Origin of the sequence: Angustibacter luteus (genome assembly GCF_039541115.1) — a bacterium.
Lineage (GTDB): Bacteria > Actinomycetota > Actinomycetes > Actinomycetales > Angustibacteraceae > Angustibacter > Angustibacter luteus.
The window spans coordinates 621,703-643,317 of the sequence record NZ_BAABFP010000005.1 but is presented as its reverse complement, the minus strand read 5'-3'; the positions used below and the strand labels follow the sequence as shown (position 1 = coordinate 643,317).

The 21,615-nt window shown below is 72.9% G+C and carries 24 protein-coding genes; 18 read left to right on the top strand and 6 right to left on the bottom strand.

What is annotated here, in order from left to right:
• Positions 1-11: 11 nt before the first annotated feature.
• From ABEB17_RS12215 to ABEB17_RS12145, 15 genes are all read left to right on the top strand, one after another.
• Complete coding sequence (locus tag ABEB17_RS12215) at positions 12-800, top strand: helix-turn-helix transcriptional regulator (protein ID WP_345716969.1); 789 nt, start codon at positions 12-14, stop codon at positions 798-800.
• Positions 797-2,251, top strand: a complete 1,455-nt coding sequence (sufB, locus tag ABEB17_RS12210) for a Fe-S cluster assembly protein SufB (RefSeq protein ID WP_345716968.1) — start codon at positions 797-799, stop codon at positions 2,249-2,251. The genes ABEB17_RS12215 and sufB overlap by 4 nt, the downstream gene beginning before the upstream one ends.
• Positions 2,252-2,322: 71 nt before the next feature.
• Positions 2,323-3,570, top strand: coding sequence for a Fe-S cluster assembly protein SufD (gene sufD, locus ABEB17_RS12205; protein ID WP_345716967.1), 1,248 nt, complete (start codon positions 2,323-2,325; stop codon positions 3,568-3,570).
• The gene (locus tag ABEB17_RS12200; RefSeq protein WP_345716966.1) at positions 3,567-3,935 is read left to right on the top strand and encodes a non-heme iron oxygenase ferredoxin subunit; all 369 of its coding nucleotides are present in this window, start codon (positions 3,567-3,569) and stop codon (positions 3,933-3,935) included. Before sufD ends, ABEB17_RS12200 begins: the two co-directional genes overlap by 4 nt.
• Positions 3,936-3,938: 3 nt before the next feature.
• Positions 3,939-4,697 (top strand): Fe-S cluster assembly ATPase SufC, encoded by a 759-nt coding sequence (gene sufC / locus ABEB17_RS12195; RefSeq protein WP_345716965.1) that lies wholly within the window; start codon positions 3,939-3,941, stop codon positions 4,695-4,697.
• A 13-nt stretch (positions 4,698-4,710) separates the two neighbouring features.
• Entirely contained in the window at positions 4,711-6,045 is a 1,335-nt protein-coding gene (locus tag ABEB17_RS12190; RefSeq protein ID WP_345716964.1) for a SufS family cysteine desulfurase, read from the top strand.
• A 5-nt stretch (positions 6,046-6,050) separates the two neighbouring features.
• Positions 6,051-6,545, top strand: a complete 495-nt coding sequence (gene sufU / locus ABEB17_RS12185) for a Fe-S cluster assembly sulfur transfer protein SufU (protein ID WP_345716963.1) — start codon at positions 6,051-6,053, stop codon at positions 6,543-6,545.
• Complete coding sequence (locus tag ABEB17_RS12180; protein ID WP_345716962.1) at positions 6,542-6,889, top strand: metal-sulfur cluster assembly factor; 348 nt, start codon at positions 6,542-6,544, stop codon at positions 6,887-6,889. Before sufU ends, ABEB17_RS12180 begins: the two co-directional genes overlap by 4 nt.
• Positions 6,886-7,545, top strand: coding sequence for an acVLRF1 family peptidyl-tRNA hydrolase (locus tag ABEB17_RS12175; protein ID WP_345717341.1), 660 nt, complete (start codon positions 6,886-6,888; stop codon positions 7,543-7,545). Before ABEB17_RS12180 ends, ABEB17_RS12175 begins: the two co-directional genes overlap by 4 nt.
• A gap of 25 nt (positions 7,546-7,570) precedes the next feature.
• Positions 7,571-8,068 carry a nitroreductase family deazaflavin-dependent oxidoreductase gene (locus tag ABEB17_RS12170; RefSeq protein ID WP_345716961.1) on the top strand — a complete coding sequence of 166 codons (498 nt, stop codon included), beginning with the start codon at positions 7,571-7,573 and terminating at the stop codon, positions 8,066-8,068.
• 95 nt (positions 8,069-8,163) lie between these two features.
• Positions 8,164-8,613: a DUF6325 family protein gene (locus ABEB17_RS12165; RefSeq protein ID WP_345716960.1), complete on the top strand. Its 450-nt coding sequence runs from the start codon at positions 8,164-8,166 to the stop codon at positions 8,611-8,613.
• Between the two features lie 2 nt (positions 8,614-8,615).
• Positions 8,616-8,966 (top strand): SHOCT domain-containing protein, encoded by a 351-nt coding sequence (locus tag ABEB17_RS12160; protein ID WP_345716959.1) that lies wholly within the window; start codon positions 8,616-8,618, stop codon positions 8,964-8,966.
• A 64-nt stretch (positions 8,967-9,030) separates the two neighbouring features.
• Complete coding sequence (locus ABEB17_RS12155; RefSeq protein WP_345716958.1) at positions 9,031-10,158, top strand: LolA family protein; 1,128 nt, start codon at positions 9,031-9,033, stop codon at positions 10,156-10,158.
• The gene (locus ABEB17_RS12150) at positions 10,155-11,084 is read left to right on the top strand and encodes an ABC transporter ATP-binding protein (protein WP_345716957.1); all 930 of its coding nucleotides are present in this window, start codon (positions 10,155-10,157) and stop codon (positions 11,082-11,084) included. The genes ABEB17_RS12155 and ABEB17_RS12150 overlap by 4 nt, the downstream gene beginning before the upstream one ends.
• The gene (locus tag ABEB17_RS12145; protein WP_345716956.1) at positions 11,071-11,931 is read left to right on the top strand and encodes an ABC transporter permease; all 861 of its coding nucleotides are present in this window, start codon (positions 11,071-11,073) and stop codon (positions 11,929-11,931) included. The genes ABEB17_RS12150 and ABEB17_RS12145 overlap by 14 nt, the downstream gene beginning before the upstream one ends.
• Before the next feature lie 31 nt (positions 11,932-11,962).
• Here the strand turns inward: ABEB17_RS12145 and ABEB17_RS12140 are convergent, their stop codons facing one another.
• The 5 genes from ABEB17_RS12140 to ABEB17_RS12120 are packed head-to-tail and all read right to left on the bottom strand — an operon-like array spanning position 11,963 to position 16,173.
• Entirely contained in the window at positions 11,963-12,559 is a 597-nt protein-coding gene (locus ABEB17_RS12140) for an energy-coupling factor transporter transmembrane component T family protein (RefSeq protein WP_345716955.1), read from the bottom strand.
• Positions 12,556-13,236, bottom strand: a complete 681-nt coding sequence (locus ABEB17_RS12135) for an energy-coupling factor ABC transporter ATP-binding protein (protein WP_345716954.1) — start codon at positions 13,234-13,236, stop codon at positions 12,556-12,558. Before ABEB17_RS12135 ends, ABEB17_RS12140 begins: the two co-directional genes overlap by 4 nt.
• The gene (locus ABEB17_RS12130; protein ID WP_345716953.1) at positions 13,233-14,429 is read right to left on the bottom strand and encodes a thiolase family protein; all 1,197 of its coding nucleotides are present in this window, start codon (positions 14,427-14,429) and stop codon (positions 13,233-13,235) included. Before ABEB17_RS12130 ends, ABEB17_RS12135 begins: the two co-directional genes overlap by 4 nt.
• A 5-nt stretch (positions 14,430-14,434) precedes the next feature.
• Entirely contained in the window at positions 14,435-15,553 is a 1,119-nt protein-coding gene (locus ABEB17_RS12125) for an AMP-binding protein (protein ID WP_345716952.1), read from the bottom strand.
• Between the two features lie 20 nt (positions 15,554-15,573).
• Positions 15,574-16,173, bottom strand: a complete 600-nt coding sequence (locus ABEB17_RS12120; protein WP_345716951.1) for a biotin transporter BioY — start codon at positions 16,171-16,173, stop codon at positions 15,574-15,576.
• Positions 16,174-16,429: 256 nt separating this feature from the next.
• On the opposite strand from ABEB17_RS12120, the gene ABEB17_RS12115 reads away from it, so the two are divergent.
• From ABEB17_RS12115 to ABEB17_RS12105, 3 genes are read left to right on the top strand one after another with little or no spacing between them, the layout of a single operon-like run.
• Positions 16,430-17,092 (top strand): RNA polymerase sigma factor, encoded by a 663-nt coding sequence (locus tag ABEB17_RS12115; RefSeq protein WP_345716950.1) that lies wholly within the window; start codon positions 16,430-16,432, stop codon positions 17,090-17,092.
• Complete coding sequence (locus tag ABEB17_RS12110; RefSeq protein ID WP_345716949.1) at positions 17,089-17,538, top strand: hypothetical protein; 450 nt, start codon at positions 17,089-17,091, stop codon at positions 17,536-17,538. The genes ABEB17_RS12115 and ABEB17_RS12110 overlap by 4 nt, the downstream gene beginning before the upstream one ends.
• A gap of 27 nt (positions 17,539-17,565) precedes the next feature.
• The gene (locus ABEB17_RS12105; RefSeq protein ID WP_345716948.1) at positions 17,566-20,313 is read left to right on the top strand and encodes a CHAT domain-containing protein; all 2,748 of its coding nucleotides are present in this window, start codon (positions 17,566-17,568) and stop codon (positions 20,311-20,313) included.
• A gap of 1 nt (position 20,314) precedes the next feature.
• On the opposite strand, the gene ABEB17_RS12100 is transcribed toward ABEB17_RS12105, so the two are convergent.
• Complete coding sequence (locus tag ABEB17_RS12100) at positions 20,315-21,550, bottom strand: S8 family serine peptidase (RefSeq protein WP_345716947.1); 1,236 nt, start codon at positions 21,548-21,550, stop codon at positions 20,315-20,317.
• Positions 21,551-21,615: the final 65 nt, after the last annotated feature.

Below are 21,615 nucleotides of genomic sequence, written 5' to 3'. Positions count from 1 at the left end.
ACAATGGGCTTGTGCAATTCGCGCAGCACGGCTCGTCGCCGTCTCGGGTCACCGAGAGCGGCTCAGCCGAGCACACCCGGGACCGGGTGGCGCGATCGGTGCTCGAGCACGGGCCGGTCACGGCCGCCGAGATCGCCTGCACGCTGGGACTCACCCCCGCCGCGGTGCGGCGCCACCTGGACGCGCTCGAGGACGCCGGTCTGGTGCGCACCCGCGAGCCGCTGCGCACCGCGAGCCGCGGCCGTGGCCGTCCGGCCAGGGCGTACGTGCTGAGCGACGCGGGGCACGCGTCGATGACCACGGCGTACGACGACCTGGCCGCGTCCGCGATGGCCTACCTGGCCGAGCAGCTCGGCCCGGGCGCGATCGAGGGGTTCGCCGCCCGTCGGGTGGCCGACCTGGAGCGCCGGTACGCGCCGGTGGTCGAGGCGGCCGGGGACGACGTGACCGGTCGCACCCAGGCGCTGGCCGCTGCGCTGGCCCAGGACGGGTACGCCGCCTCGACCCGTCCGGTGTCCACCCCCGCCGGGGACGTCGGCGTCCAGCTGTGCCAGGGTCACTGCCCGGTGCAGCACGTCGCCGAGCGGTACCCGCAGCTCTGCGAGGCGGAGACCGAGGTGTTCTCCCGCCTGCTCGGAGTGCACGTGCAACGCCTGGCGACCCTGGCCGGCGGCGCGCACGTCTGCACCACGCACGTCCCGGCGACGGGCACGAGCACCATCAGCACGACCACCAGCACCAAGACCACGCTCGACCTGACCCAGACCCCTGCATCTGCCGAGGGAAGGACCACTCGATGACCACCACCCCGACCACAGGCCCGTCGACCAGCTCGTCGGTTCCGGAAGCGACCCAGCGCGAGATCGAGGGTCTCGGTCGGTACGCGTTCGGCTGGGCGGACTCCGACTCCGCCGGCGCGACGGCCAAGCGCGGCCTGTCCGAGGAGGTCGTCCGCGACATCTCCGGCCGCAAGAACGAGCCCGAGTGGATGCTCAAGCTGCGCCTCAAGGGTCTGCGCCTGTTCGACAAGAAGCCCATGCCGAACTGGGGCAGCGACCTGTCGGGCATCGACTTCGACAACATCAAGTACTTCGTGAAGTCGACGGAGAAGCAGGCCACCAGCTGGGAAGAGCTGCCCGAGGACATCAAGAACACCTACGACAAGCTCGGCATCCCGGAGGCGGAGAAGCAGCGCCTGGTCGCCGGCGTCGCGGCGCAGTACGAGTCGGAGGTCGTCTACCACCAGATCCGCGAGGACCTGGAGGAGAAGGGCGTCATCTTCGTCGACACCGACACCGGCCTGCGCGAGCACGAGGACCTGTTCCGTGAGTACTTCGGTTCCGTGATCCCGGTGGGCGACAACAAGTTCGCCTCGCTGAACACCTCGGTGTGGTCGGGTGGCTCGTTCATCTACGTCCCGCCGGGCGTCCAGGTGGACATCCCGCTGCAGGCCTACTTCCGGATCAACACCGAGAACATGGGCCAGTTCGAGCGGACGCTGATCATCGCCGACGAGGGCTCGTACGTGCACTACGTCGAGGGCTGCACCGCACCGATCTACTCCAGCGACTCGCTGCACAGCGCGGTCGTCGAGATCATCGTGAAGAAGAACGCCCGGGTGCGGTACACGACGATCCAGAACTGGTCGAACAACGTGTACAACCTGGTCACCAAGCGGGCCACCGCGGCCGAGGGCGCCACCATGGAGTGGGTCGACGGCAACATCGGCTCGAAGGTGACCATGAAGTACCCGGCGATCTACCTGATGGGCGAGCACGCGAAGGGCGAGACCCTGTCCATCGCCTTCTCCGGCGAGGGTCAGCACCAGGACGCGGGCGCCAAGATGGTGCACGCCGCCCCGCACACGTCGTCCTCGATCATCAGCAAGTCCGTCGCCCGCGGTGGCGGCCGCACCTCGTACCGCGGCCTCGTCCAGGTGCTGGAGGGCGCGCACCACAGCGCGTCCACCGTCCGCTGCGACGCGCTGCTGGTCGACACGATCAGCCGGTCCGACACCTACCCGTACGTCGACGTCCGCGAGGACGACGTGTCCATGGGTCACGAGGCCACGGTCTCCAAGGTCAGCGAGGACCAGCTCTTCTACCTCATGTCGCGCGGCATGGCCGAGGACGAGGCGATGGCGATGATCGTCCGCGGCTTCGTCGAGCCGATCGCCCGTGAGCTGCCCATGGAGTACGCGCTGGAGCTCAACCGGCTGATCGAGCTGCAGATGGAGGGTGCGGTCGGCTGACGCCGGCCACCCCCGCTGCACGCCAGCCCGCACCACCCCCGGAACCGAAGAAGCGGAGCACGAGCACTCGCATGACCGACACCACCCAGCAGAGCGGCGCCCCGGCGCCGGTGCTGCTCGACCCGTCCGCCGTCGCCCAGCACGGCCTGAAGCCGCACTCGCACGGCGGTGGCACCGTGCCGGACAAGTCACGCGCCGAGCGCACCCGCTCGTTCGACGTGGCCGACTTCCCGCTGCCCACCGGGCGCGAGGAGGAGTGGCGGTTCACGCCGATGGACCTGCTGCGCGGGATCCTCGAGGAGCGCACCAGCGACGAGGGTGCCGCCACGTGGGCCGTGCAGGCACCGGACGGGGTCACCGTCGCGAGCCTCGAGCCCGGGCAGAGCCCGCGCGGCAACGCCCTCACGCCCGCCGACCGCGCCGCTGTCATCGCGTCGTCCGGCACGCCCGAGGCCCTGCACGTCAAGGTCGCGAACGAGGTCGAGCTCACGGAGCCCGTGCGCGTTTCGCTGACCGGCGCGGCCGACCTGCGCAGCAACGCGCACACCGTCATCGAGGCCGGCCGGCACAGCAAGGCCACCGTGGTGGTCGACCACGTCGGATCGGGCCAGCACACCGGCAACCTCGAGATCGTCGTCGGGGACGGGGCGGACCTGACCGTGGTCAGCCTGCAGCGCTGGGAGGACGACGCCATCCACCTCGGCCAGCACGACGCCAAGGTCGGCCGGGACGCCCGCTTCAAGCACGTCGCGGTCTCCCTGGGCGGCAAGGTCGTGCGGATCAACGCGAACGTCGAGTTCGCCGGACCCGGCGGTGACGCCAAGATGTTCGGGATCTACTTCGCGGACGCCGGCCAGCACCTCGAGCACCGGTCCTTCGTCGACCACAGCGCACCGCACTGCGCGAGCCACGTGACCTACAAGGGCGCGCTGCAGGGCGAGGGCGCGCACACCGTCTGGGTCGGCGACGTGCTGATCCGGGCGAGCGCCGAGGGCACGGAGACCTACGAGCTCAACCGCAACCTGGTGCTGACCGACGGCGCCCGCGCCGACTCGGTGCCGAACCTCGAGATCGAGACCGGCGAGATCGCCGGCGCCGGGCACGCGAGCGCCACCGGCCGGTTCGACGACGAGCAGCTGTTCTACCTGCAGGCCCGCGGCATCACCGAGGCCGAGGCCCGTCGCCTGGTGGTGCGCGGCTTCTTCGCCGACATCCTGGCCCAGATCGGCGTGCCGGACGTCCAGCAGCTGCTCAAGGACGCGATCGAGGACGAGCTCGAGGGCGCCATGGGTCAGGCTCCGGTGCGGGTGGACGCATGACGTTCGTGCCCGCGGTCCACCTGGACGACCTGCCCGACGTCGGGGCGGTCCAGGTACTGCTCGACGGCCAGCGCGTGGCCGTCGTCCGCGCCGAGGACGGCAGCCTGCACGCCATCGACGACACCTGCTCGCACGCCGAGGTTTCGCTGTCCGAGGGCGAGGTCGAGGACTGCACGATCGAGTGCTGGCTGCACGGGTCGCGGTTCGACCTGCGGACCGGCGCCCCCACCGGACTGCCCGCCACGCAACCGATCGACGTCTACCCGGTCACGATCCAGGACGACGTCGTCCTCGTCGACGTGACCGCCCCCAACACCTCCGGTGCCGGGACCTCCGACACCTTCACCAGCAGCAAGGAGCACTGACGCATGGCCACCCTCGAGATCCGCGACCTGCACGTGAGCGTCGACACCGAGCAGGGCACCAAGGAGATCCTGCGCGGGGTCGACCTGACCGTCCGGTCCGGCGAGACCCACGCGATCATGGGCCCGAACGGCTCGGGCAAGTCGACCCTGGCCTACTCGATCGCCGGTCACCCGAAGTACAAGGTCACCAGCGGCACGGTGACCCTGGACGGCGAGGACGTCCTCGCGATGAGCGTGGACGAGCGTGCCCGGGCCGGCCTCTTCCTGGCCATGCAGTACCCCGTTGAGGTGCCCGGCGTCACGGTGTCGAACTTCCTGCGGACCGCCAAGACCGCGATCGACGGCCAGGCGCCGCCGCTGCGCACCTGGACCAAGGACGTCAAGGCCGCCATGGCCGACCTGCGGATGGACCCGACCTTCGCCGAGCGCAACGTCAACGAGGGCTTCTCCGGCGGCGAGAAGAAGCGCCACGAGATCCTCCAGATGGAGCTGCTCAACCCGAAGATCGCCGTCCTGGACGAGACCGACTCCGGCCTGGACGTCGACGCGCTCAAGGTCGTCAGCGAGGGCGTCAACCGGGTGCGCGAGGGCGGCGACGTCGGTGTCCTGCTGATCACGCACTACACGCGGATCCTGCGTTACATCAAGCCCGACTTCGTGCACGTGTTCGTCGACGGCCGGATCGCCGAGGAGGGCGGCTCCGAGCTCGCGGACCGTCTCGAGAACGAGGGCTACGACCGCTTCCTGCCGGCCAAGGCCTGAGCAGGGCCAGGTCATGAGCACCGTCGCCCCCGCCAGTACCCTCGCCGTCTCGGCGACGGGCGGGTTCAGCGACGCCGAGCTCGCCGCGCTGCGCGCGGACTTCCCGATCCTGGGGCGAACGGTGCGCGACGGCCGGCCGCTGGTCTACCTGGACTCGGGTGCGACGTCCCAGAAGCCGCGCCAGGTCCTGGACGCCGAGCGCGACTTCTACGAGCGGCACAACGCCGCCGTGCACCGGGGCGCCCACCAGCTGGCGGAGGAGGCGACGGACGCCTTCGAGGCCGCTCGGGCCGCCGTGGCCGGCTTCGTCGGGGTGGACGCCGACGAGGTCGTGTTCACCAAGAACGCCACCGAGGGCATCAACCTGGTGGCCTACGCGATGAGCAACGCAGCGACTGCCGGGCCGGAGTCGGCGCGCTTCGTGCTCGGCCCGGGCGACGAGGTCGTGGTCACCGAGATCGAGCACCACGCGAACCTCGTGCCCTGGCAGGAGCTGTGCAAGCGGACCGGCGCGACCCTGCGCTGGCTCTCGGTGGACGACGAGGGCCGGCTCGACCTCGAGGGTCTGGACACCGTCGTCGGCGAGCGCACGAAGCTCGTCGCCTTCACCCACGCGTCCAACGTGCTCGGCACGATGCCGCCCGTGGCGCCGATCGTGGCCCGGGCGCGCGAGGTCGGTGCCCTCGTGCTCCTGGACGCCTGCCAGTCCGTGCCGCACGGGCCGGTCGACCTGCCCGCACTGGGCGTCGACTTCGCCGTCTTCTCCGGGCACAAGATGCTCGGACCGTCGGGGGTCGGCGTGCTGTGGGGGCGCCGCGACCTGCTGGCCGCGATGCCGCCCTTCCTGACCGGCGGCTCGATGATCGAGGTCGTCCGGATGGAGGGCTCCACGTACGCGGCGCCACCGCAGCGGTTCGAGGCCGGCGTCCCGATGGCCGCCCAGGCCGTCGGTCTGCACGCCGCCGTCGACTACCTTCGCGCACTCGGACCGGACGCGACCGGGATGGCCCGGGTCGCCGCCCACGAGCACGCGCTCACCGAGTCCCTGCTGGCCGGCCTCGCCGAGCGACCGTGGATCCGGGTCATCGGGCCCACCACCACGGACCAGCGCGGCGGAGCCGTCTCGTTCGTCGTGGACGGCGTGCACTCCCACGACGTCGGCCAGGTCCTGGACGACGCGGGGATCGCCGTCCGGGTCGGGCACCACTGCGCCTGGCCCCTGCACCGCCGCTTCGGCATCACCTCGACCACCCGAGCGTCGTTCGGCCCGTACAACGGGCTCGACGACGTGCGGTCGCTACTCGTCGGCCTGGACCAGGTCCGCGACGTGTTCGGCGCGGGGAGCTGACCGGCATGGATCTATACAAGGAGCTCATCCTCGAGCACTCCAAGGCCCCGCACGGCGCTGGCCTGCGCGCTCCCTTCGGGGTCGAGGTGCACCACGTCAACACCACCTGTGGCGACGAGGTGACCCTGCGCGTCCGGCTCGGCGGCGACGCCGGAGCGCCGGTGGTCGACGACGTCTCCTACGACGCGGTGGGCTGCGCGATCAGCACGGCGTCCACGTCGATGCTGCACGACCTGGTCAGCGGTCAGCCGCTGGACCAGGCGCAGCGGGCGTTCGAGGCGATGCGCGCCATGCTGACCAGCCGCGGCGACGACCACGGGGACGAGGACGTCGTCGGGGACGGCGTGGCGCTCAGCGGGGTCGCGAAGTACCCGGCCCGCGTCAAGTGCGCGCTGCTGGGATGGATGGCTCTGCAGGACGCGTTGACCCAGGCGGTCGGCGCCCCCGACAAGATCGACGACGACAAGCACCAGGACCACACCGAGGAGATCTCCCGATGACCGACACCACGACCGACAGCCCGGCCGGCGCCCTGCCGCCCACGGTGGCGGACGTCGAGGAGGCCCTGCACGACGTCGTCGACCCCGAGCTCGGCATCAACGTGGTCGACCTCGGCCTCGTCTACGGGGTCACCGTCGACCAGCACGCCCACACCGTCATCGACATGACCCTGACCAGCGCGGCCTGCCCGCTGACCGACGTCATCGAGGACCAGACCGCCCAGGCGCTCGAGGGCCTGACCAGCGGTTACCGGATCAACTGGGTCTGGATGCCGCCGTGGGGCCCGGACAAGATCACGGACGACGGCCGGGAGCAGCTCCGCGCGCTGGGCTTCAACCTCTGAACCAGAGCCTGCCGCCCGGTGAGCGCCTCGTCGAGGTCTCGCCGGCGCGCTTGCGCCGGTGGATCACCGGCTTCGAGGAGAGTCACGGCCGGTCGACGTTCACCGTCACGGACGGCGCGCTCGACCTCTTGGGCATGGACGGCTCGACCGCGCGGTGTGCGTCGCTGGTGCCGTTCTCCGGCTCGGCCGACGCGTTGCCGGACGACTTCCTGGCGCACATCGAGCAGGACCACACGGTCGTGCTCCTGCTGCTGCGTCGCGGCGGCTACGGGGTCGGTGTGCTCCAGGGCGGCGCGCTGGCGGCGTCCAAGGTCGGCACCCGTTACGTGCAGTCGCGCACGGCCGCCGGTGGCTGGTCCCAGCACCGCTTCGCCCGCCGCCGGGACAACCAGGCAGCGGGGCTGGTCGACACCGCGGCCGCGACCGCGGTGCGGGTGGTGCTCGGCGAGGACGGCCGGGAACCGCCGTCCGGCGCCGTCGTGGTGACGGGCGGGGACCGCACCATGGTGGACCGGCTGCTCGAGGACCGGCGCCTGGCCAAGCTCGCGGCCCTGCCGCGGCTGCGGCACCTCGACGTCCCCGACCCGCGCGACGACGTCCTGCGCCAGTCCGCGCAACGCGCGGTTGCCGTGCAGATCCAGGTGCACAACGCCTGAGCGCTGGGCTGCCACACTCGACCGCGTGCAGGACTACCGCCACACCAACGCCTTCTACCGGGTCACCCGACGCCTCGTCGCGCTCGCGCCAGTCAGCTGGCTGCTCGCCCGGACGGTGCACCACGTCGACCCGCACGTGGGGCGGCTCACCAAGGGGCGGGCCACCCTCACCAGCCTGGTGACCGGCATGGACGTCGCCGAGCTGACCACTCGCGGCGCCCGCAGCGGCCTGCCCCGGCAGGTGCCGTTGTGCGGCTTCCCCACCCCGTCGGGATTCGTCGTCGTCGCCTCGAACTTCGCCCAGCACGCGCACCCAGCCTGGTACTACAACCTGCTCGCCCACCCGCAGGCCGAGCTGGAGATCCGCGGCCAGACGCGCGCCGTGACCGCCCGGCTGACCTCGGGGGACGAGCGGGCGCGGCTGTGGGACGAGGCCGTGTCGATCTACCCCGGTTGGACGCAGTACCAGCAGCGCGCGGCGCACCGCGAGATCGGCGTCTTCGTGCTGTCCGAGGGGGTCTGAGACGTCGCCGTGCGGCATCACCCGTGGCGGGTGATGCCGGACCGGCCACCGGAGAAGCAGAGTCAGGGCAACGCCTGACCGATGGAGGTCCAGCAATGCCCAGCACCTTGGATGTGACGTCGATCGGCCCGGTCGACGTGGCGGTCATCGCCTTCGAGACCGACGGCCTGAACGGTCAGGTCGCCCCAGCCCTCGCCGAGCTGCAGCGAAGCGGCACGGTGCGCATCATCGACCTCGCCTTCGTGGTGCGGGCCGACGACGGCAGCACCGCGATCATCGAGATCGAGGACTCGGACGTGTACGACGCGTTCGGCGAGATCGCCCAGGACGAGCACTTCGACCTGCTCAACGACGAGGAGATCCTGGAGATCGCCGGCGCCCTGGAGCCGGGCCAGGGTGCTCTGGTCATCGTGTGGGAGAACTCGTGGGCCGCCAAGCTGGCCACCGCGATCCGCGACTCCGGTGGGGTCGTCGTCGCGCTGGAGCGGGTACCCCTCGTCGACGTGCTGCGAGCGATCGCAGCCCTGGAAGAAGCAGAGGCCTAGACATGATGCGACGACGAGTGGGACGACCGGGCCTGCTGGGCATGGCGGCCCGGACCGCGGTCGTGGCCGGAACGGCCACCGCGGTCTCGGGCAGCGTGCAGCGACGGCAGGCCGGCAAGGCCCAGGACCAGCAGATGGCCGCTGCCGAGCAGCAGCAGGAGCTGGTCGACCAGGCCGCGGCCCAGGCGGCCGCGCAGATGCAGGCCCAGCAGCAGTACGCGCCGCCGCCAGCCGCGGCTCCGCCGGCCGAGGACCCGATGGCCAAGCTGAAGCAGCTGGGTGAGCTGCACGCCCAGGGCCTGCTGACCGACGAGGAGTTCTCGGCGGCCAAGGCCAAGCTGCTCGGCATCTGATGCTTGCAGGACCTTCACGACCGCACGGGTTGTGATCCGGGCCGGGCTGGCTGACAGTGGAGGGGTGAGACCCCTTTCGCGTCATGCCCGCTGGGCCGTACCGGTCGTCGCGGCCGGAGTCGTCGTCGGCGGCGTCCAGCTGTCGGCCTGGGCGTCCTCGACGTCGTCCGGCCTGCCCACCCTCACCGCCAGCGAGCTGTTGGTGAAGGCGCAGCAGGCGAAGGTCGACGCGTTGTCCGGCACCGTGCGCTCGACGGCCAAGCTGGGGCTGCCTGCGCTCCCGGGCCAGGGGGGCGCCGACTGGTCGTCGCTGGTCGCGGGCACCCAGACGCTGCGGGTCTTCGCGGACGGTCCGGAGCGCCAGCGGGTGGACCTGCTCGGGTCGCTGACCCAGGCCAGCATCGTGCACGACGAGCGCACCGTCTGGACCTGGGCGAGCCAGACCCGGGAGGTCACCAAGGCCACCCTGCCAACGACGGCCGGCGCCGCCCAGAAGTCCTCAGGGTCGGCGGCGTCCTCGACCCCGTTGACCCCGCAGGAGGCAGCCGACCAGGCGCTCCAGGCGATCACCCCGACCACCGACGTCTCCGTCGGGCGGTCCGCGAAGGTCGCCGGCCGACCGGCGTACGACCTGCGACTCGTGCCACGCGAGAGCGCCTCGCTGGTCGGGTCCGTCGACCTCTACGTGGACGCCGCGACCGGGCTCGCGCTGCGCACGGTGGTCACCCCGCGGGGCAGCACCGAACCGGCCGTGGACATCGGATTCACCTCGCTCAGCCTGCACGCCCCGGCCGCGTCCACGTTCCGGTTCACCCCGCCCCCGGGCTCGACGGTCCGGACGGTGACGGTGCCCCAGCGGTCGGCTGACCGGCAGCAGCAGGTGCGTCCGACAGACGCTCCGACGGGGACCACCGTCGGCCAGGGCTGGACGACGGTCCTGGTGACCTCGGCGCTGCCCGCCGCGAGCGCCGTCCAGGACTCGGCGTCAGGCGACGCCACCGGGCTCAGCCGGGCACTGCTCGCAGCAGCCCGCACCGTGCACGGCGACTTCGGCACCGGCAAGCTGCTCAGCACCCGTCTGGTCAGCGTCCTGCAGACCGAGGACGGTCGGGTCTTCGTCGGCGCCGTCACCCCCGCCGAGCTGATCCGGGTGGCCGGTGCGACCCCCACCAGCGCGACGCCGGTGCGTTGAGCACAATCCGCACCCGGGCGTTGACCAAGCGCTTCCGGGGCGGGCAGGTTGCGGTCGACCACCTCGACCTCGACGTGCCCGAGGGCTCGGTCTACGGGTTCCTCGGCCCGAACGGCTCCGGCAAGACCACGACGATCCGGATGGTGCTGGGGCTGGCGTCCCCGACGTCCGGGGCGGTTGAGCTGTTCGGCGACGCCATGCCGGCGGCCTCGGCATCGGCGCTGCCGCGCGTGGGCGCGCTGATCGAGGGACCGGCCTGCTACCCGTTCCTGACCGGGCAGGAGAACCTCGCCCGCCTGGACGCCGCGGACCCGACGTCGGTGCGGCGCACCAGGTCCGCCCGGATCGACCACGCGCTGGACCGGGTGGGGCTCGCCGCGGCGTCCGGCAAGCGCTACCGCGCCTACTCGCTGGGGATGCGGCAGCGCCTCGGCATCGCGGCGGCCCTGCTGCGACCGCGTGACCTGCTCGTCCTCGACGAGCCGACCAACGGCCTGGACCCGCAGGGCACCCGCGAGGTGCGCCACCTGATCCGCGAGCTGGCCGACGAGGGCACCACCGTCTTCGTGTCCAGTCACCTCCTCGCCGAGGTGGAGCAGATCTGCACCCACGCCGCCGTGCTGTCCCGCGGCCGACTCGTCGCGGACGGCGAGGTGTCGGCGCTGCGTGGGTCACTGAGCAGCCGCCTGGTGGTCAGCACGCCCGACGGCCCGTTGGCCGCGACCACGCTCAGCGGTCTGGGGTTCACGGACGTCCTCGCCCAGGACGGCACGGTCAGTGCGGCCGTCGGCGACGTCGAGCCGGACGTGGCGTGCGCCGCCCTGGTCCGCGACGGGGTCCGGGTGCGGGGTCTGGCCGTCGAGCGGCCGTCCCTGGAGGAGGCGTTCGTGGCGCTGACCGGTGAGGGCTTCGATGTCGCGGAGTGAGGCACCGTCCCGGCCGGGGTCGGCCGGCGCACCCGCCCTGAGGCTGCTCGGCAGCGAGCTCGGGCTGCTGCTGGGGCGCCTGCGGATCCGGGCCGGACTGGTGGTGCTCGCCGCCGTGCCCGTGCTGATCGCCGTCGTCGTGCGGACCTTCGGTGGTCCCGACAACCCGGGCGAGGGCCCGCCGTTCCTGTCCGACGTCACCCAGAACGGGCTGTTCATCGCGTTCACCGCGCTGACCGTGGAGCTGCCGCTGTTCCTGCCGCTGGCGATCGGGGTGGTCGCGGGCGACAGCATCGCCGGCGAGGCGCAGCAGGGCACCCTGCGCTACCTGCTCGTCGCCCCCGCCGGGCGCACCCGGCTCACCCTGGTCAAGCTGGTGTCGGTGCTGATCTTCTGCCTGGTCGCCGCGTTCACGGTGGCGGTGACGGCGTGGGTGGTCGGCGCGGCGCTGTTCCCGCTGCACGACGTGCCGCTGCTGTCCGGCGGCACGATCAGCGCTGGGGAGGCGCTCTGGCGTGGTGTCGGCGTGGCCGTCTACGTGGGGCTCTCGCTGGCCGGTCTCAGCGCGATCGGCGTGTTCGTGTCGACCATGACGGACGTGCCGATCGCGGCCATGGCCAGCACGGTCGGACTGGCCATCACCAGCCAGATCCTGGACGCCATCCCACAGGTGTCCGCCATCCACCCGTGGTTGCCCACGCACTACTGGCTGGCGTTCGGTGACCTGCTGCGCGAACCCGTCGACCTGAGCGTGATGGGCCGAGGTCTGGCCCTGCAGCTCGCCTACGTCGTCGTCTTCGGTGCCGCGGCCTGGGCGCGGTTCACAACCCGGGACGTGCTCTCCTGAGCTGACCCGGCGGTCCTGGTCCGGCGGGGCGTCAGTCGTCCACGCCGCGGGCGGCCAGGGCCTCGCCGAGCTGGTCGGCGTGCCGCAGGGTGCGCAGCACCAGCGGCACCAGCAAGGCACGCGGGCTGCGTTCCAGGCCGCGGGCCCGCCGGGCGTCGCGGGACTGGGCGTACGTCCCGGCCAGCACCGGGACCGCCCGGACGGTCAGCGCGAAGACGAGGCCGACGCGGTCCGGGTCGACCCCGAAGCGGCGCAGCGGCCCCAGCAGCGTCACCACGACGTCGAGCATCTGGGTCACCCGCGTCGAGAGGGTCACCAGGGCGGCGCCCGCGACGGTGACCAGCAGGGTGCCCACGACGACCACGACGGCCGGCCAGCCGCCGGACCACCACTGGAACGGCACCAGGAAGACGACGAACCAGCGCAGCGGCCAGGCCTGCGCCGCGACGACGCGCGGCCCCCAGCCGGCGACGGCGTAGCCGACCAGCACCACCACCGCCCCCACCAGGACCGCGGTGACCGAGCGGACGGCCACCAGGGCCGTCGTCCCGACCAGCAGCATGAGCAGCTTCAGGCCCGGCGGGCAGCGGTGCAGCAGCGACGTGCCGGGACGGTAGAGCCCGATCACGACGCGCCGACCAGCGCCCGGTACCGCTCGACGGCCTCGCTCCCGGCACCGTCGTAGGCGATCCGTCCCTCGTCCACCACGAGCACCCGCTCGTAGTCCAGGACCAGGTCGAGCTGGTGGGTCACCAGCACGACCTGCTGGGGGAGTGCGGCGAGCATCGCGGCGATCCGGGCCGCGTTGCGCAGGTCCAGCAGGGTGGTCGGCTCGTCGCAGACCAGCACGTCGGGCTCGGTGACCAGGACGGCCGCCAGCGCCAGCAGCTGCTTCTGCCCGCCGGACAGCAGGTGCGCCGGACGGTCCGCCAGACCGGCCAGGCCGAACCGCGCCAGGACGTCGGCGACCCGCTCGGCCCGCTGTCCGGCGTCCAGACCCTGCCGACGCAGCGAGAACTCGACGTCCTCGCCGACGGTGGGCATCACGATCTGGGCGTCCGGGTCGGTGAAGACGAAGCCGACCCGGCGGCGGACGGCGGCGCCGTCGCGGCGGGTGTCCAGCCCGTCCACGCTGACCCGCCCGGACGTCGGCACGACCAGCCCGTTGAGCAGCCGGGCCAGGGTGGACTTGCCCGACCCGTTGGCCCCGATCACCGCGATCCGCCGCTCACCGAGCTCGAGGTCGATGTCGGCGAGCACCGGGTGGTCGCCGTAGCGGTGGCTGACCGCGTCCAGCCGGATCATCCGACCCGCTCCACGAGCATCGCCACGCCCTGGCCGCCACCCACCGCGCAGGCGGCCAGCCCGAACCGCGGGCCGCCGCGGCGGACCAGCTGGCTGAACAACCGCACCACGAGCAGGGCGCCGCTGGCTCCCCAGGGATGCCCGAGCGCGATCGCGCCGCCCTCGGGGCAGACCCGCTCGGCGTCCGCCCCCAGGGGGTCCAGCCCCCACTCGTCGGTGCACGCCAGCAGCTGGGCGGCGAAGGCCTCGGTGACCTCGAGCGCGCCGATGTCGTCCCAGTCGAGGCCCGTCGCCTTGAGCACGGCCTCGACCGCGGGCACCGGCCCGAGCCCGGGCAGCGCCGGGTGGACGCCGGTCGAGGCGGTCGCGCGGATCGCCAGCCCCGGCAGGTCGAGGGCGCGCCGGGTGGACTCGTCGACCACGGCGACGGCCGCGGCGCCGTCGCTGATCCCGCAGGAGTTGCCGGCGGTCGCGGTGCCGTCGGGGCCGAACGCGGGACGGAACCGGGCGAGCCGGGTCGGGTCGAGACCGGCCCGGGGCCGCTCGTCCCGCTCGACCGCGCCGATCGGCACCAGCTCGGCGTCGAACCAGCCCGCAGCCGACGCGCCAAGGGCCCGCCTGTGCGAGCGGACGGCGTACGCGTCCTGCCGCTCCCGGCTGACCCCGCGCGCCAGAGCCAGGGCGTCGGCCGCCTCGCCCATGCCCGGGTCACCGATGTCGTCCGGCGAGAACCGCGCCCGGTCGTAGGGGACCCGGCTGCCGTCCGGCTGCAGGGCCAGGCGGGTCGGCGCGGTGCTGGCGCTCTCCACCCCTCCGGCCAGGACCAGCCGGTCGCCGGCGGCGACGTGCAGGGCCGCCAGGCTGATTGCCTCCAAGCCGCTGCCGCACTGCCGGTCCACGGTCAGCCCGGGGACGGCGAGCCCGAGGCCGGCCGCCAGTGCAGCGACTCGCGCGGGGTCGCCCCCCGGCCCCATGCAGTTGCCCAGCACGACCTCGTCCACGACGTCCGGGTGGCCGGCCAGGTCGCCCAGGTCGCCCGCGAGTGCCCGCAGCACCGGGGCCGTCAGCCCGACGACGTCCACGGCGGCGAGGGAGCGCCCGGCCGTGCCCACCGGCGTACGCCGGGCCGCGACGACCACGGGAGTCCGTGGATCTGTCGGGTCCGGGGTGAGCAGTCGAGCGGTGGCAGGCATCGGGCTCAGGGTAGAGGGGGCAGGTCGTCCGCCGAGCGGGCGATCTCTTCTCGCCGGATCTTGCCGGTGTCGGTGCGCGCGATGGTGGTCGCGCGCAGCCACCGGCGCGGGCGGGCGGGTGCGGGCAGCGCGCCGAGCCGCCCGGCCAGGTCGCGTCGGCGGACGCCGTCCTCGACGACCAGCACGGCCGTGACGACCTGCCCGAACCGCGGGTGCGGCTGCCCGGTCACCGCGACGTCGAGCACCCCCGGCAGCGCGGCGAGGGCGGCTTCGACGTCCTCGACCAGCACGGTGTGCCCGCCGGTGGTGACGGCAGCCGATCCGCGGCCCAGCACGCGCCAGCCGTCCCTGTCGAGCCGGGCCAGGTCGCCCACGGTGGCCCACTCGCCGTCCCGCTGGAGGGCACCGCCGGGATCGGCGTCCAGGTAGCCGCGAGCCAGGTAGGGCGAGCTGGCCCAGAGTCGGTCGTCGTCGTCCAGCCGGGTTCGGGCGCCGGGGAAGTCGTGCATCGGTCCACCGCCACGGCGCCAGCCGACGAAGGAGAGCTCCGCGGCGCCGTAGTACTCCACGACGTCCCAGCCCAGCCGCTCGGCCCGCGCCCGCAGACCGGGGGACAGGACAGCACCGGCGACCACCACGGTGCGCAGCCGGGTCGGCGTCCCGGTCTCGGCCCGGGCGCAGGACTCGTCGAGCAGGGTCGGGACCAGGTGGGCGGCTGTGGCGGCGGGCGGCAGCGTCCTGGTCCGGGTGACCGCTGCTCCCACGCTGACCGCGTGCAGGCCGCCGTAAAGCGACAGCGACGACGAGAGTGGGAGTGGCAGCCAGACGTCGTCCGTCGCGCTGATGCCGGTGAGGTCCGTCAGCGGGGCCAGGCTCGCCCGCCACGACTCGACGGTCCGCACCACACCGCGCGCTCGGCCCGTGGCGCCGGAGGTGAACAGGACCAGGTCGCCCTCGTGCAGCCGCCCCGCCGCGCGCGCCGCGGCGAGCTGGTCGCGGGCCGACCGGCGCAGCGGCTCGGGCCACCGCGGGTCCAGGACCGCCAGCGGGCCAGCGGTGCCGTCGTCCAGGCGGGTGGACAGCCGAGCCAGCAGGTCCTCCGGGGCCGGCGTCTCGACGTCCACGGCTTCGCCGTCCCAGCGCGTCAGTGCGCCGACTCGGCGACCTCACGCTCGCGGTGGGGTGCGGGCAGCACGTTCGGGTAGCCGCGGTGGACGCCAGCCGCGACGAAGGTGGCGATGACCGCCTTCGCGAGGTCGCCCGGGAGGTAGACGAGCGCGCTGATCGCGGTCGCCACGACCGTCTTGGTGCCCAGCACCTCGGCCTGCACGGGGATGCCGATCAGGTAGATCACGCCGATGCCGCCGATGATGTTGGCGGTGAACCCCCACCAGACGGGGTAGGCGGGCAGCTTGCGCTCGACCAGCCAGCCGATCACGGCGGCGCCGATCGGCCAGCCGATCAGGTAGCCGGCGCTAGGGCCGGTGAACACCGCGAGGCCACCCCGCCCGCCGGCCAGCAGGGGCAGGCCGGCGGCGACCAGCACGAGGAAGACCAGGACCGCGAGGAACCCGCGCCGCCACCCGAGGATCGAGCCCGCCAGCATCACGCCCAGCGTCTGCAGCGTGATCGGCACGGCGTTGCCGAACAGGCTGATCGACCCGGGCAGCCCGAGCACCGCGATGAGGGCGGCGAACGAGGCGATGAGGGCGAGATCGCGGGCGGATGAGCGGGGTGCGGACATGTCAGCCTCTCGTCGGACGCGGGACGGACGTCGTCGGCCGCCCCCGGCAGGGGGAGGCTAGCGCTTGATGATTACGCCCGTTCGCGGCGGTCCAGCTGGTGAGCAGCCGGGAAGAAGTTTCACCATCACGTATCAGGATGCCCCCGTTCTGCTCTGTCTGGACATGAGGGCGCATTTCGCGTGTGGGGACGGCGGGCTTGTCGCGCTGGTCGCTGGGCGACCAGAATGGGCAGTCCGCCGTCCTGGGGAGAGTTCCGTGAGCGCCGGTATCGCGTCGGGTGGTAACGCGACGTCGCAGCCGTCGGCCGCGACGAACGTTCCGGTCGGCGACGCCAGCGTCGCGGACCTGCTCGCGCGCGCCGCGAACGGCGCCCAGTCGGCGTGGGACGAGATCGTCCGGCGCTACGAGCGGTTGGTCTGGTCGGTGGCTCGCTCGCACCGGCTCAACACGGCCGACTGCGGCGACGCGGTGCAGACCACCTGGTTGCGCCTCGTCGAGCACCTCGGTGCCATCCAGGAGCCCGAGCGCCTCGGCGCCTGGCTCGCCACGACCTCCAGGCGTGAGTCCCTGCGCATCGTCACCCGGCGCCAGCGCGAACGGCGCGACGGGGCCGACGACATGCTCGAGACCATGCCGGACGACGGCATCGGCGTGGAGGAGTCCCTGCTCAGCAGCGAGCGGGACGCCACCCTGTTGCGCGCCGTGCGAGAGCTGGACGACCGCTGCCAGCGCCTGCTCCGGGTGCTGTCGGCCTCGCCGCCACCGCGGTACGAAGCGGTGTCCGAGGCGTTCGGCATGCCCATCGGCAGTATCGGCCCCACCCGGGGGCGCTGCCTGCAACGACTCAAGGACGTGTTGCTGGACATGGGGTTCAACCCCAACGACGGCGACGACGACACGAAGGGAGGGGACAGATGATGCCCATCATCACGCCCCCGGACCCGGACGAGCGGCTGCTCACCGAGCTGGCTGCGATGTACGACCAGCTCGACCCCGTGCCCGAGGTGGTCAGCGAGGCGGCCCGCGCGGCGTTCATCCTGCGCGACCTGGACGCCGAGCTGATCCCGCTCGTGGAGTCCATGGCCACCACGCTGGTGCGCGGCGACTCCGACAACTGGCTGTCCTTCGCCCTGGAGGGGCTGGAGATCGACCTCGGCTCCCGGCGCGAGCGGCACGGCTGGGCACTCGTCGGGCAGGTCACCGGCGCGGTCCGCGAGATGTTCGTGCACACCCTGGCCGGCGTCGAGCCCATCGCCGTCGACTCGATGGGTCGGTTCCGGGCCGAGGTGAGCGCGCGGACGCTCAGCCTGCGGCTCACGACCGCCGACGGCCGCCGACTTCGTACCGAATGGGTTTCCTTGTGAGCTTCTCCGTGTAGGAGACTGCTCGTGGTGACCCAGACTGAGCCAGCGCCCACGATGACCGTCCCGAAGCAGGCGGTCGCGCCGTCGCGCCCGGGCACCGACCTCCCGGTCGTGGTCTCGGACGCTGCTCGGCTCGCGGCCGAGGCCATGGAGCTCGTCGGCACCGATCCTTCCGCGGCGATCGCGCGGGCCGAGCGGGCGCTGGCGGTGGCCCGGGGCCGTCCGGACGCCGCCGCGCGGACGCTGGCCTGGCGGGCGCTCGGGCTGGGCGCCCGGGCCAAGGGCGACCTCGCCACCGCGGAGGACGCGTTGCTGCGCGCGGTCCGCTCGGCCACCCAGGCCGGCGACCTGCAGAGCGCCGCCGAGGCCCGGATGACCCGGTCGTTCGTGCTGCTGGACCTGGGCAAGACCTCACAGGCGCTGCGCCAGTCCGCGACGGCGGCTGACGTGCTGCAGGGAGTGGCGCAGGCACGACTGCAGGCACAGCGAGCCTTGATCTTGCAGCGTTGCGGGCGCTTCGGGGACGCGTTGGACATCTACGACGACGCCGTTCCGGTGCTGCAGAAGGCGCGGGACGACGTCTGGGAGTCCAGGGCGCGGTGCAACCGGGGCATCCTGCACGCCTTCCAGGGGGAGCTGTCCGCGGCCGAGGTCGATCTGGTTCGGGCCCGCGACCTGCACCTGGCCGGCGGACGCGAGATGGACGCGGCAGCGATCACCTGGAACCTGGGCTGTCTGGCCCGAGAGCGTGGTGACGTCGTGCTCGCGCTCGAGCGCTTCGACGAGGCCGATCCCATCTGCGATCGGCACGGGTACATCGTCGGGCTGCGCCTGCTTGACCGGGCGTCGTTGATGCTCTCCTGCGGGGTGGTCGGCGAAGCCCGTGAGCTGGCCGAGAGAGCCCACGTAGCGCTGGCGCAGGCGCAGCTGGGCGCGGACCTGATGGAGTGCGAAGCGCTCCTGGCGCGGATCACCTTGTTGGACCACGACGCCGCCAGCTCCGCCGACTACGCCCGGTCGGCGCGCGAGCTCGCCGGGAAGCAGCGGCGAGCGGGCTGGGTGCTCCAGGCCCGACTGCTCGAGCTGCTGGCGCTGGAGGACGACGGTGGTGACACCGGGCTGGTCCGACGTGCCCGTGGCCTGGTCACCGCGCTGGACGACGCCCGCTGGGCGGACGCCGCCATCGAGGCCCGACTGGCCGCCGCGCGCATGGCCTCGGCCGCGGGACGGCACGACGTGGCGGGTGACCTGCTGGCCGAAGCGTCCGCCGCCTCGGGAGGCGCGTCGTCCGTGACGCGTATCCGCTACTGGCACGCGGCGGCACTGCTGCGCCAGCGCCGTGGTGACGTCCAGGGCGCCGCCAGCGCGGTCCGGGCCGGCATGACGGTGCTGTCCCGCCACCGAGCAGGGTTGGGCGCCAGTGACCTCCAAGCGCACGTGCCCGCGATCGCGCAGGACCTCGCGCGGGTGGGCATCAGGGTCGCACTGGAGAGCGGCTCGGCCGACCGGTTGCTCCGTGAGGTCGAGCGCTGGCGTGGGCAGGACCTGCGGTCCCGACCGGTCCGGCCCCCGCGTGATCCCGAGCTGTCGCTGGCGATCGAGCGACTGCGTCGGGCCTCGACCGAGGCGCAGGAGGCAGCAGTGGGCGCGTCCGGTGACCGTGCCGCTGCTGCCACCCTCGCGGCCCGGGAGCGCGACGTCGTGCGGCTGAGCCGGCGCACCGAGCCTGGCGCGTGGAGCCCGCCGCTGCCGCCGGCGGCGGCCGTGGAGCTGGCCGCCGGCCTGGCCGGGCGGGGCTTCGTGGAGTACGTGGTCTCGGACGGCGGACTGCACGCCCTGACGGTCGCCGGCTCCGGAGCAGCGCGGGTTCGTGTCTTCGACCTGGGTCTGGTCAGCGACGTGGAGGACGGACTGGAGCACCTGCAGTTCGCGCTGGCCAGGCTCGCCACCGGACGCGGCAGCCAGGCCTCCCTTGCGGCTGCGCTGGCCGGAGCCAAGGCTGCGGCGTCCCACCTCGACGATGTGCTGGTCGAGCCCGTTCGCGCTGCGCTTCAGCTGGGGTCGCCGCAGGACGTGCCCGGGCTGGTGATCGCACCTACCGAGGCGCTGCACGCGGTTCCCTGGGGGCTGCTGCCGAGCCTGACCGATATCCCGGTGCACCTGGTCCGCTCTGGGACGGCGTGGCTCGCAGCGCGGGCCAACAGGTCGATGCGAGCGCCGAAGAGCGTCGACCGACCCGAGGTGTTCGTGACCGGTCCCGGTGTCACGCTGGCGCCAACCCTGCCGGAGCACCGGGCGCGCTACGCGACCGTCGAGTTCGGCGACGCAGCGACGGTCGCCCGCACGCTCGAGCTGTTGGACGGCGCCTCGGTGGCGCACATCGCCGCCCACGGCACCTTCCGCTCCGACAACCCGCTGCTCTCCTCCCTGCGGCTGGCCGACGGCGACCTCACCGTCTACGACCTCGAGGGCCTGGCGCGGCCGCCGGAGCTCGTCGTCCTGGCCGCCTGCCACTCGGCCGCAGCCGCGGTGCTGCCCGGGAACCAGCTGCTCGGGGTCGCGCACGCGCTGCTGACCATGGGGTCTGCCGGGGTGATCGCGACGACGCTGCCGACACCTGACCAGGAGACGGCGGTGCTGATGGACGCCTTGCACCGCAACCTCGCGGCAGGACTCGACGCGGGTGCGGCGCTCCTCGCGGCGCGCCGCACCCTCGACCTCGATTCCCCGGCCGGATACGCCACCACGGCCGGGTTCGACCTCTACGGCTGCTGAGCTAGACCCCAGACGACACGTCAGCCAAGCGCACGTTCGTCTCGGGCTCGTACCGCCGCCCGTAGCCGTCGTCCGGCAGGTCCCCGAGCTCGCCGAGGAACTCGTCGGCGACCTCCTGGGCGCTCCTGCCCGACGCCGCCGCCACCCGACGAGCGATCTCTGCGGCCACCAGGGGTGCGGCGAACGACGTCCCGCTCCACGCGGCCCAGCCGGAGAACGTCGGATCGTCGCTGGCGTCGCCACGGCGCCCGTCAACGAAGGAGCTGTGCAGGGACACGCCGGGCGCGCAGACATCGACCCACGGGCCGTAGTTGCTGAAGTCGGCAGTTCGGCCGTTCGCACTGTCGTAGGCGGCCACGGCGATGACCTCGTGGAAGGCCGCCGGCCAGAACCGCCGGCTGTGGCCGTTGTTGCCGGCTGCGGCAACGACGACCCGCGAGGGGTCAAGTGCCGCCAGTGCCGCGCGGAGCGCCCGCGGACGTCGGTTGTCCCGGGTGTACCCGCCCAGCGACAGGTTGATGACCGGCGCGGTCGTCTCGGCGACACCGAGGGCGACGCTCAGGTCGTCGCCGAACCCGTTGGGAGTCAGCACCTTGCGCTGCTCGAGCGCCAGCCCAGGAGCGACGCGCTGGGCCAAGCCGCAGATGAATGTCCCGTGACCGGCCTCGGTGTCCAGGTACCGGTTGTGGTCCTCGTCCAGGACGTCCACGTCGTCCGCCATCTCGTCCAGCAGCGCGTCGGCGAAGTAGGGGTGCGCCGGATCGGTGACGCCGGTGTCGAGCACGGCGAGAACCGGCTCGGATGACGTCAGGTCGATCCGACCGGGCGCCGGCAGCTCCGGCGCCAGGTGCGGTTCGGTGGCCGGACCGCCCTGGTAGACCCACTCGCCGGCGAACACGTGGTTCAGGGCGACGTGCGAGCCGACCGCCTCTGCTCGAGGTGCGAGCGTGCGTTGCAGTGCGGTGAGCCGTACATCGCTCGGGATGGACCAGGCCTGCAGGTCGACGCCGCGGTCCTCGAAGCGAGCGTTCAGGGACTCGACGGGGCGCACGCGCGAGGACTGCGTCTCGCTCCGGAGCTCGTCGACCGCGCCACGACCCAACAGCAGCTGACCGGGTCGGTAGAGGTAGCCCTCGTCGGCGTCGACCTGCGACACACCGCCCCCTTCGGGACCGCGCGCGAGCGCCCTGGCCAGTGCCTGCTTGCGCCGGTTCTTCCAGTACTCGGACTCGTTCATGACCGTCCTTCGTCGACGTCGTCTCGGGTCTGCTCACCTGCGGTGGGCGGGCTTGACCACCTCAG

Bases quoted from the DNA above. Each gene is read 5' to 3' on its own strand.
- sufB (WP_345716968.1), top strand. From the start codon at position 797: ATGACCACCACCCCGACCACAGGCCCGTCGACCAGCTCGTCGGTTCCG.
- sufD (WP_345716967.1), top strand. From the start codon at position 2,323: ATGACCGACACCACCCAGCAGAGCGGCGCCCCGGCGCCGGTGCTGCTC.
- ABEB17_RS12200 (WP_345716966.1), top strand. From the start codon at position 3,567: ATGACGTTCGTGCCCGCGGTCCACCTGGACGACCTGCCCGACGTCGGG.
- sufC (WP_345716965.1), top strand. From the start codon at position 3,939: ATGGCCACCCTCGAGATCCGCGACCTGCACGTGAGCGTCGACACCGAG.
- ABEB17_RS12190 (WP_345716964.1), top strand. From the start codon at position 4,711: ATGAGCACCGTCGCCCCCGCCAGTACCCTCGCCGTCTCGGCGACGGGC.
- sufU (WP_345716963.1), top strand. From the start codon at position 6,051: ATGGATCTATACAAGGAGCTCATCCTCGAGCACTCCAAGGCCCCGCAC.
- ABEB17_RS12180 (WP_345716962.1), top strand. From the start codon at position 6,542: ATGACCGACACCACGACCGACAGCCCGGCCGGCGCCCTGCCGCCCACG.
- ABEB17_RS12165 (WP_345716960.1), top strand. From the start codon at position 8,164: ATGCCCAGCACCTTGGATGTGACGTCGATCGGCCCGGTCGACGTGGCG.
- ABEB17_RS12160 (WP_345716959.1), top strand. From the start codon at position 8,616: ATGATGCGACGACGAGTGGGACGACCGGGCCTGCTGGGCATGGCGGCC.
- ABEB17_RS12145 (WP_345716956.1), top strand. From the start codon at position 11,071: ATGTCGCGGAGTGAGGCACCGTCCCGGCCGGGGTCGGCCGGCGCACCC.
- ABEB17_RS12135 (WP_345716954.1), bottom strand. From the start codon at position 13,236: ATGATCCGGCTGGACGCGGTCAGCCACCGCTACGGCGACCACCCGGTG.
- ABEB17_RS12130 (WP_345716953.1), bottom strand. From the start codon at position 14,429: ATGCCTGCCACCGCTCGACTGCTCACCCCGGACCCGACAGATCCACGG.
- ABEB17_RS12120 (WP_345716951.1), bottom strand. From the start codon at position 16,173: ATGTCCGCACCCCGCTCATCCGCCCGCGATCTCGCCCTCATCGCCTCG.
- ABEB17_RS12110 (WP_345716949.1), top strand. From the start codon at position 17,089: ATGATGCCCATCATCACGCCCCCGGACCCGGACGAGCGGCTGCTCACC.
- ABEB17_RS12100 (WP_345716947.1), bottom strand. From the start codon at position 21,550: ATGAACGAGTCCGAGTACTGGAAGAACCGGCGCAAGCAGGCACTGGCC.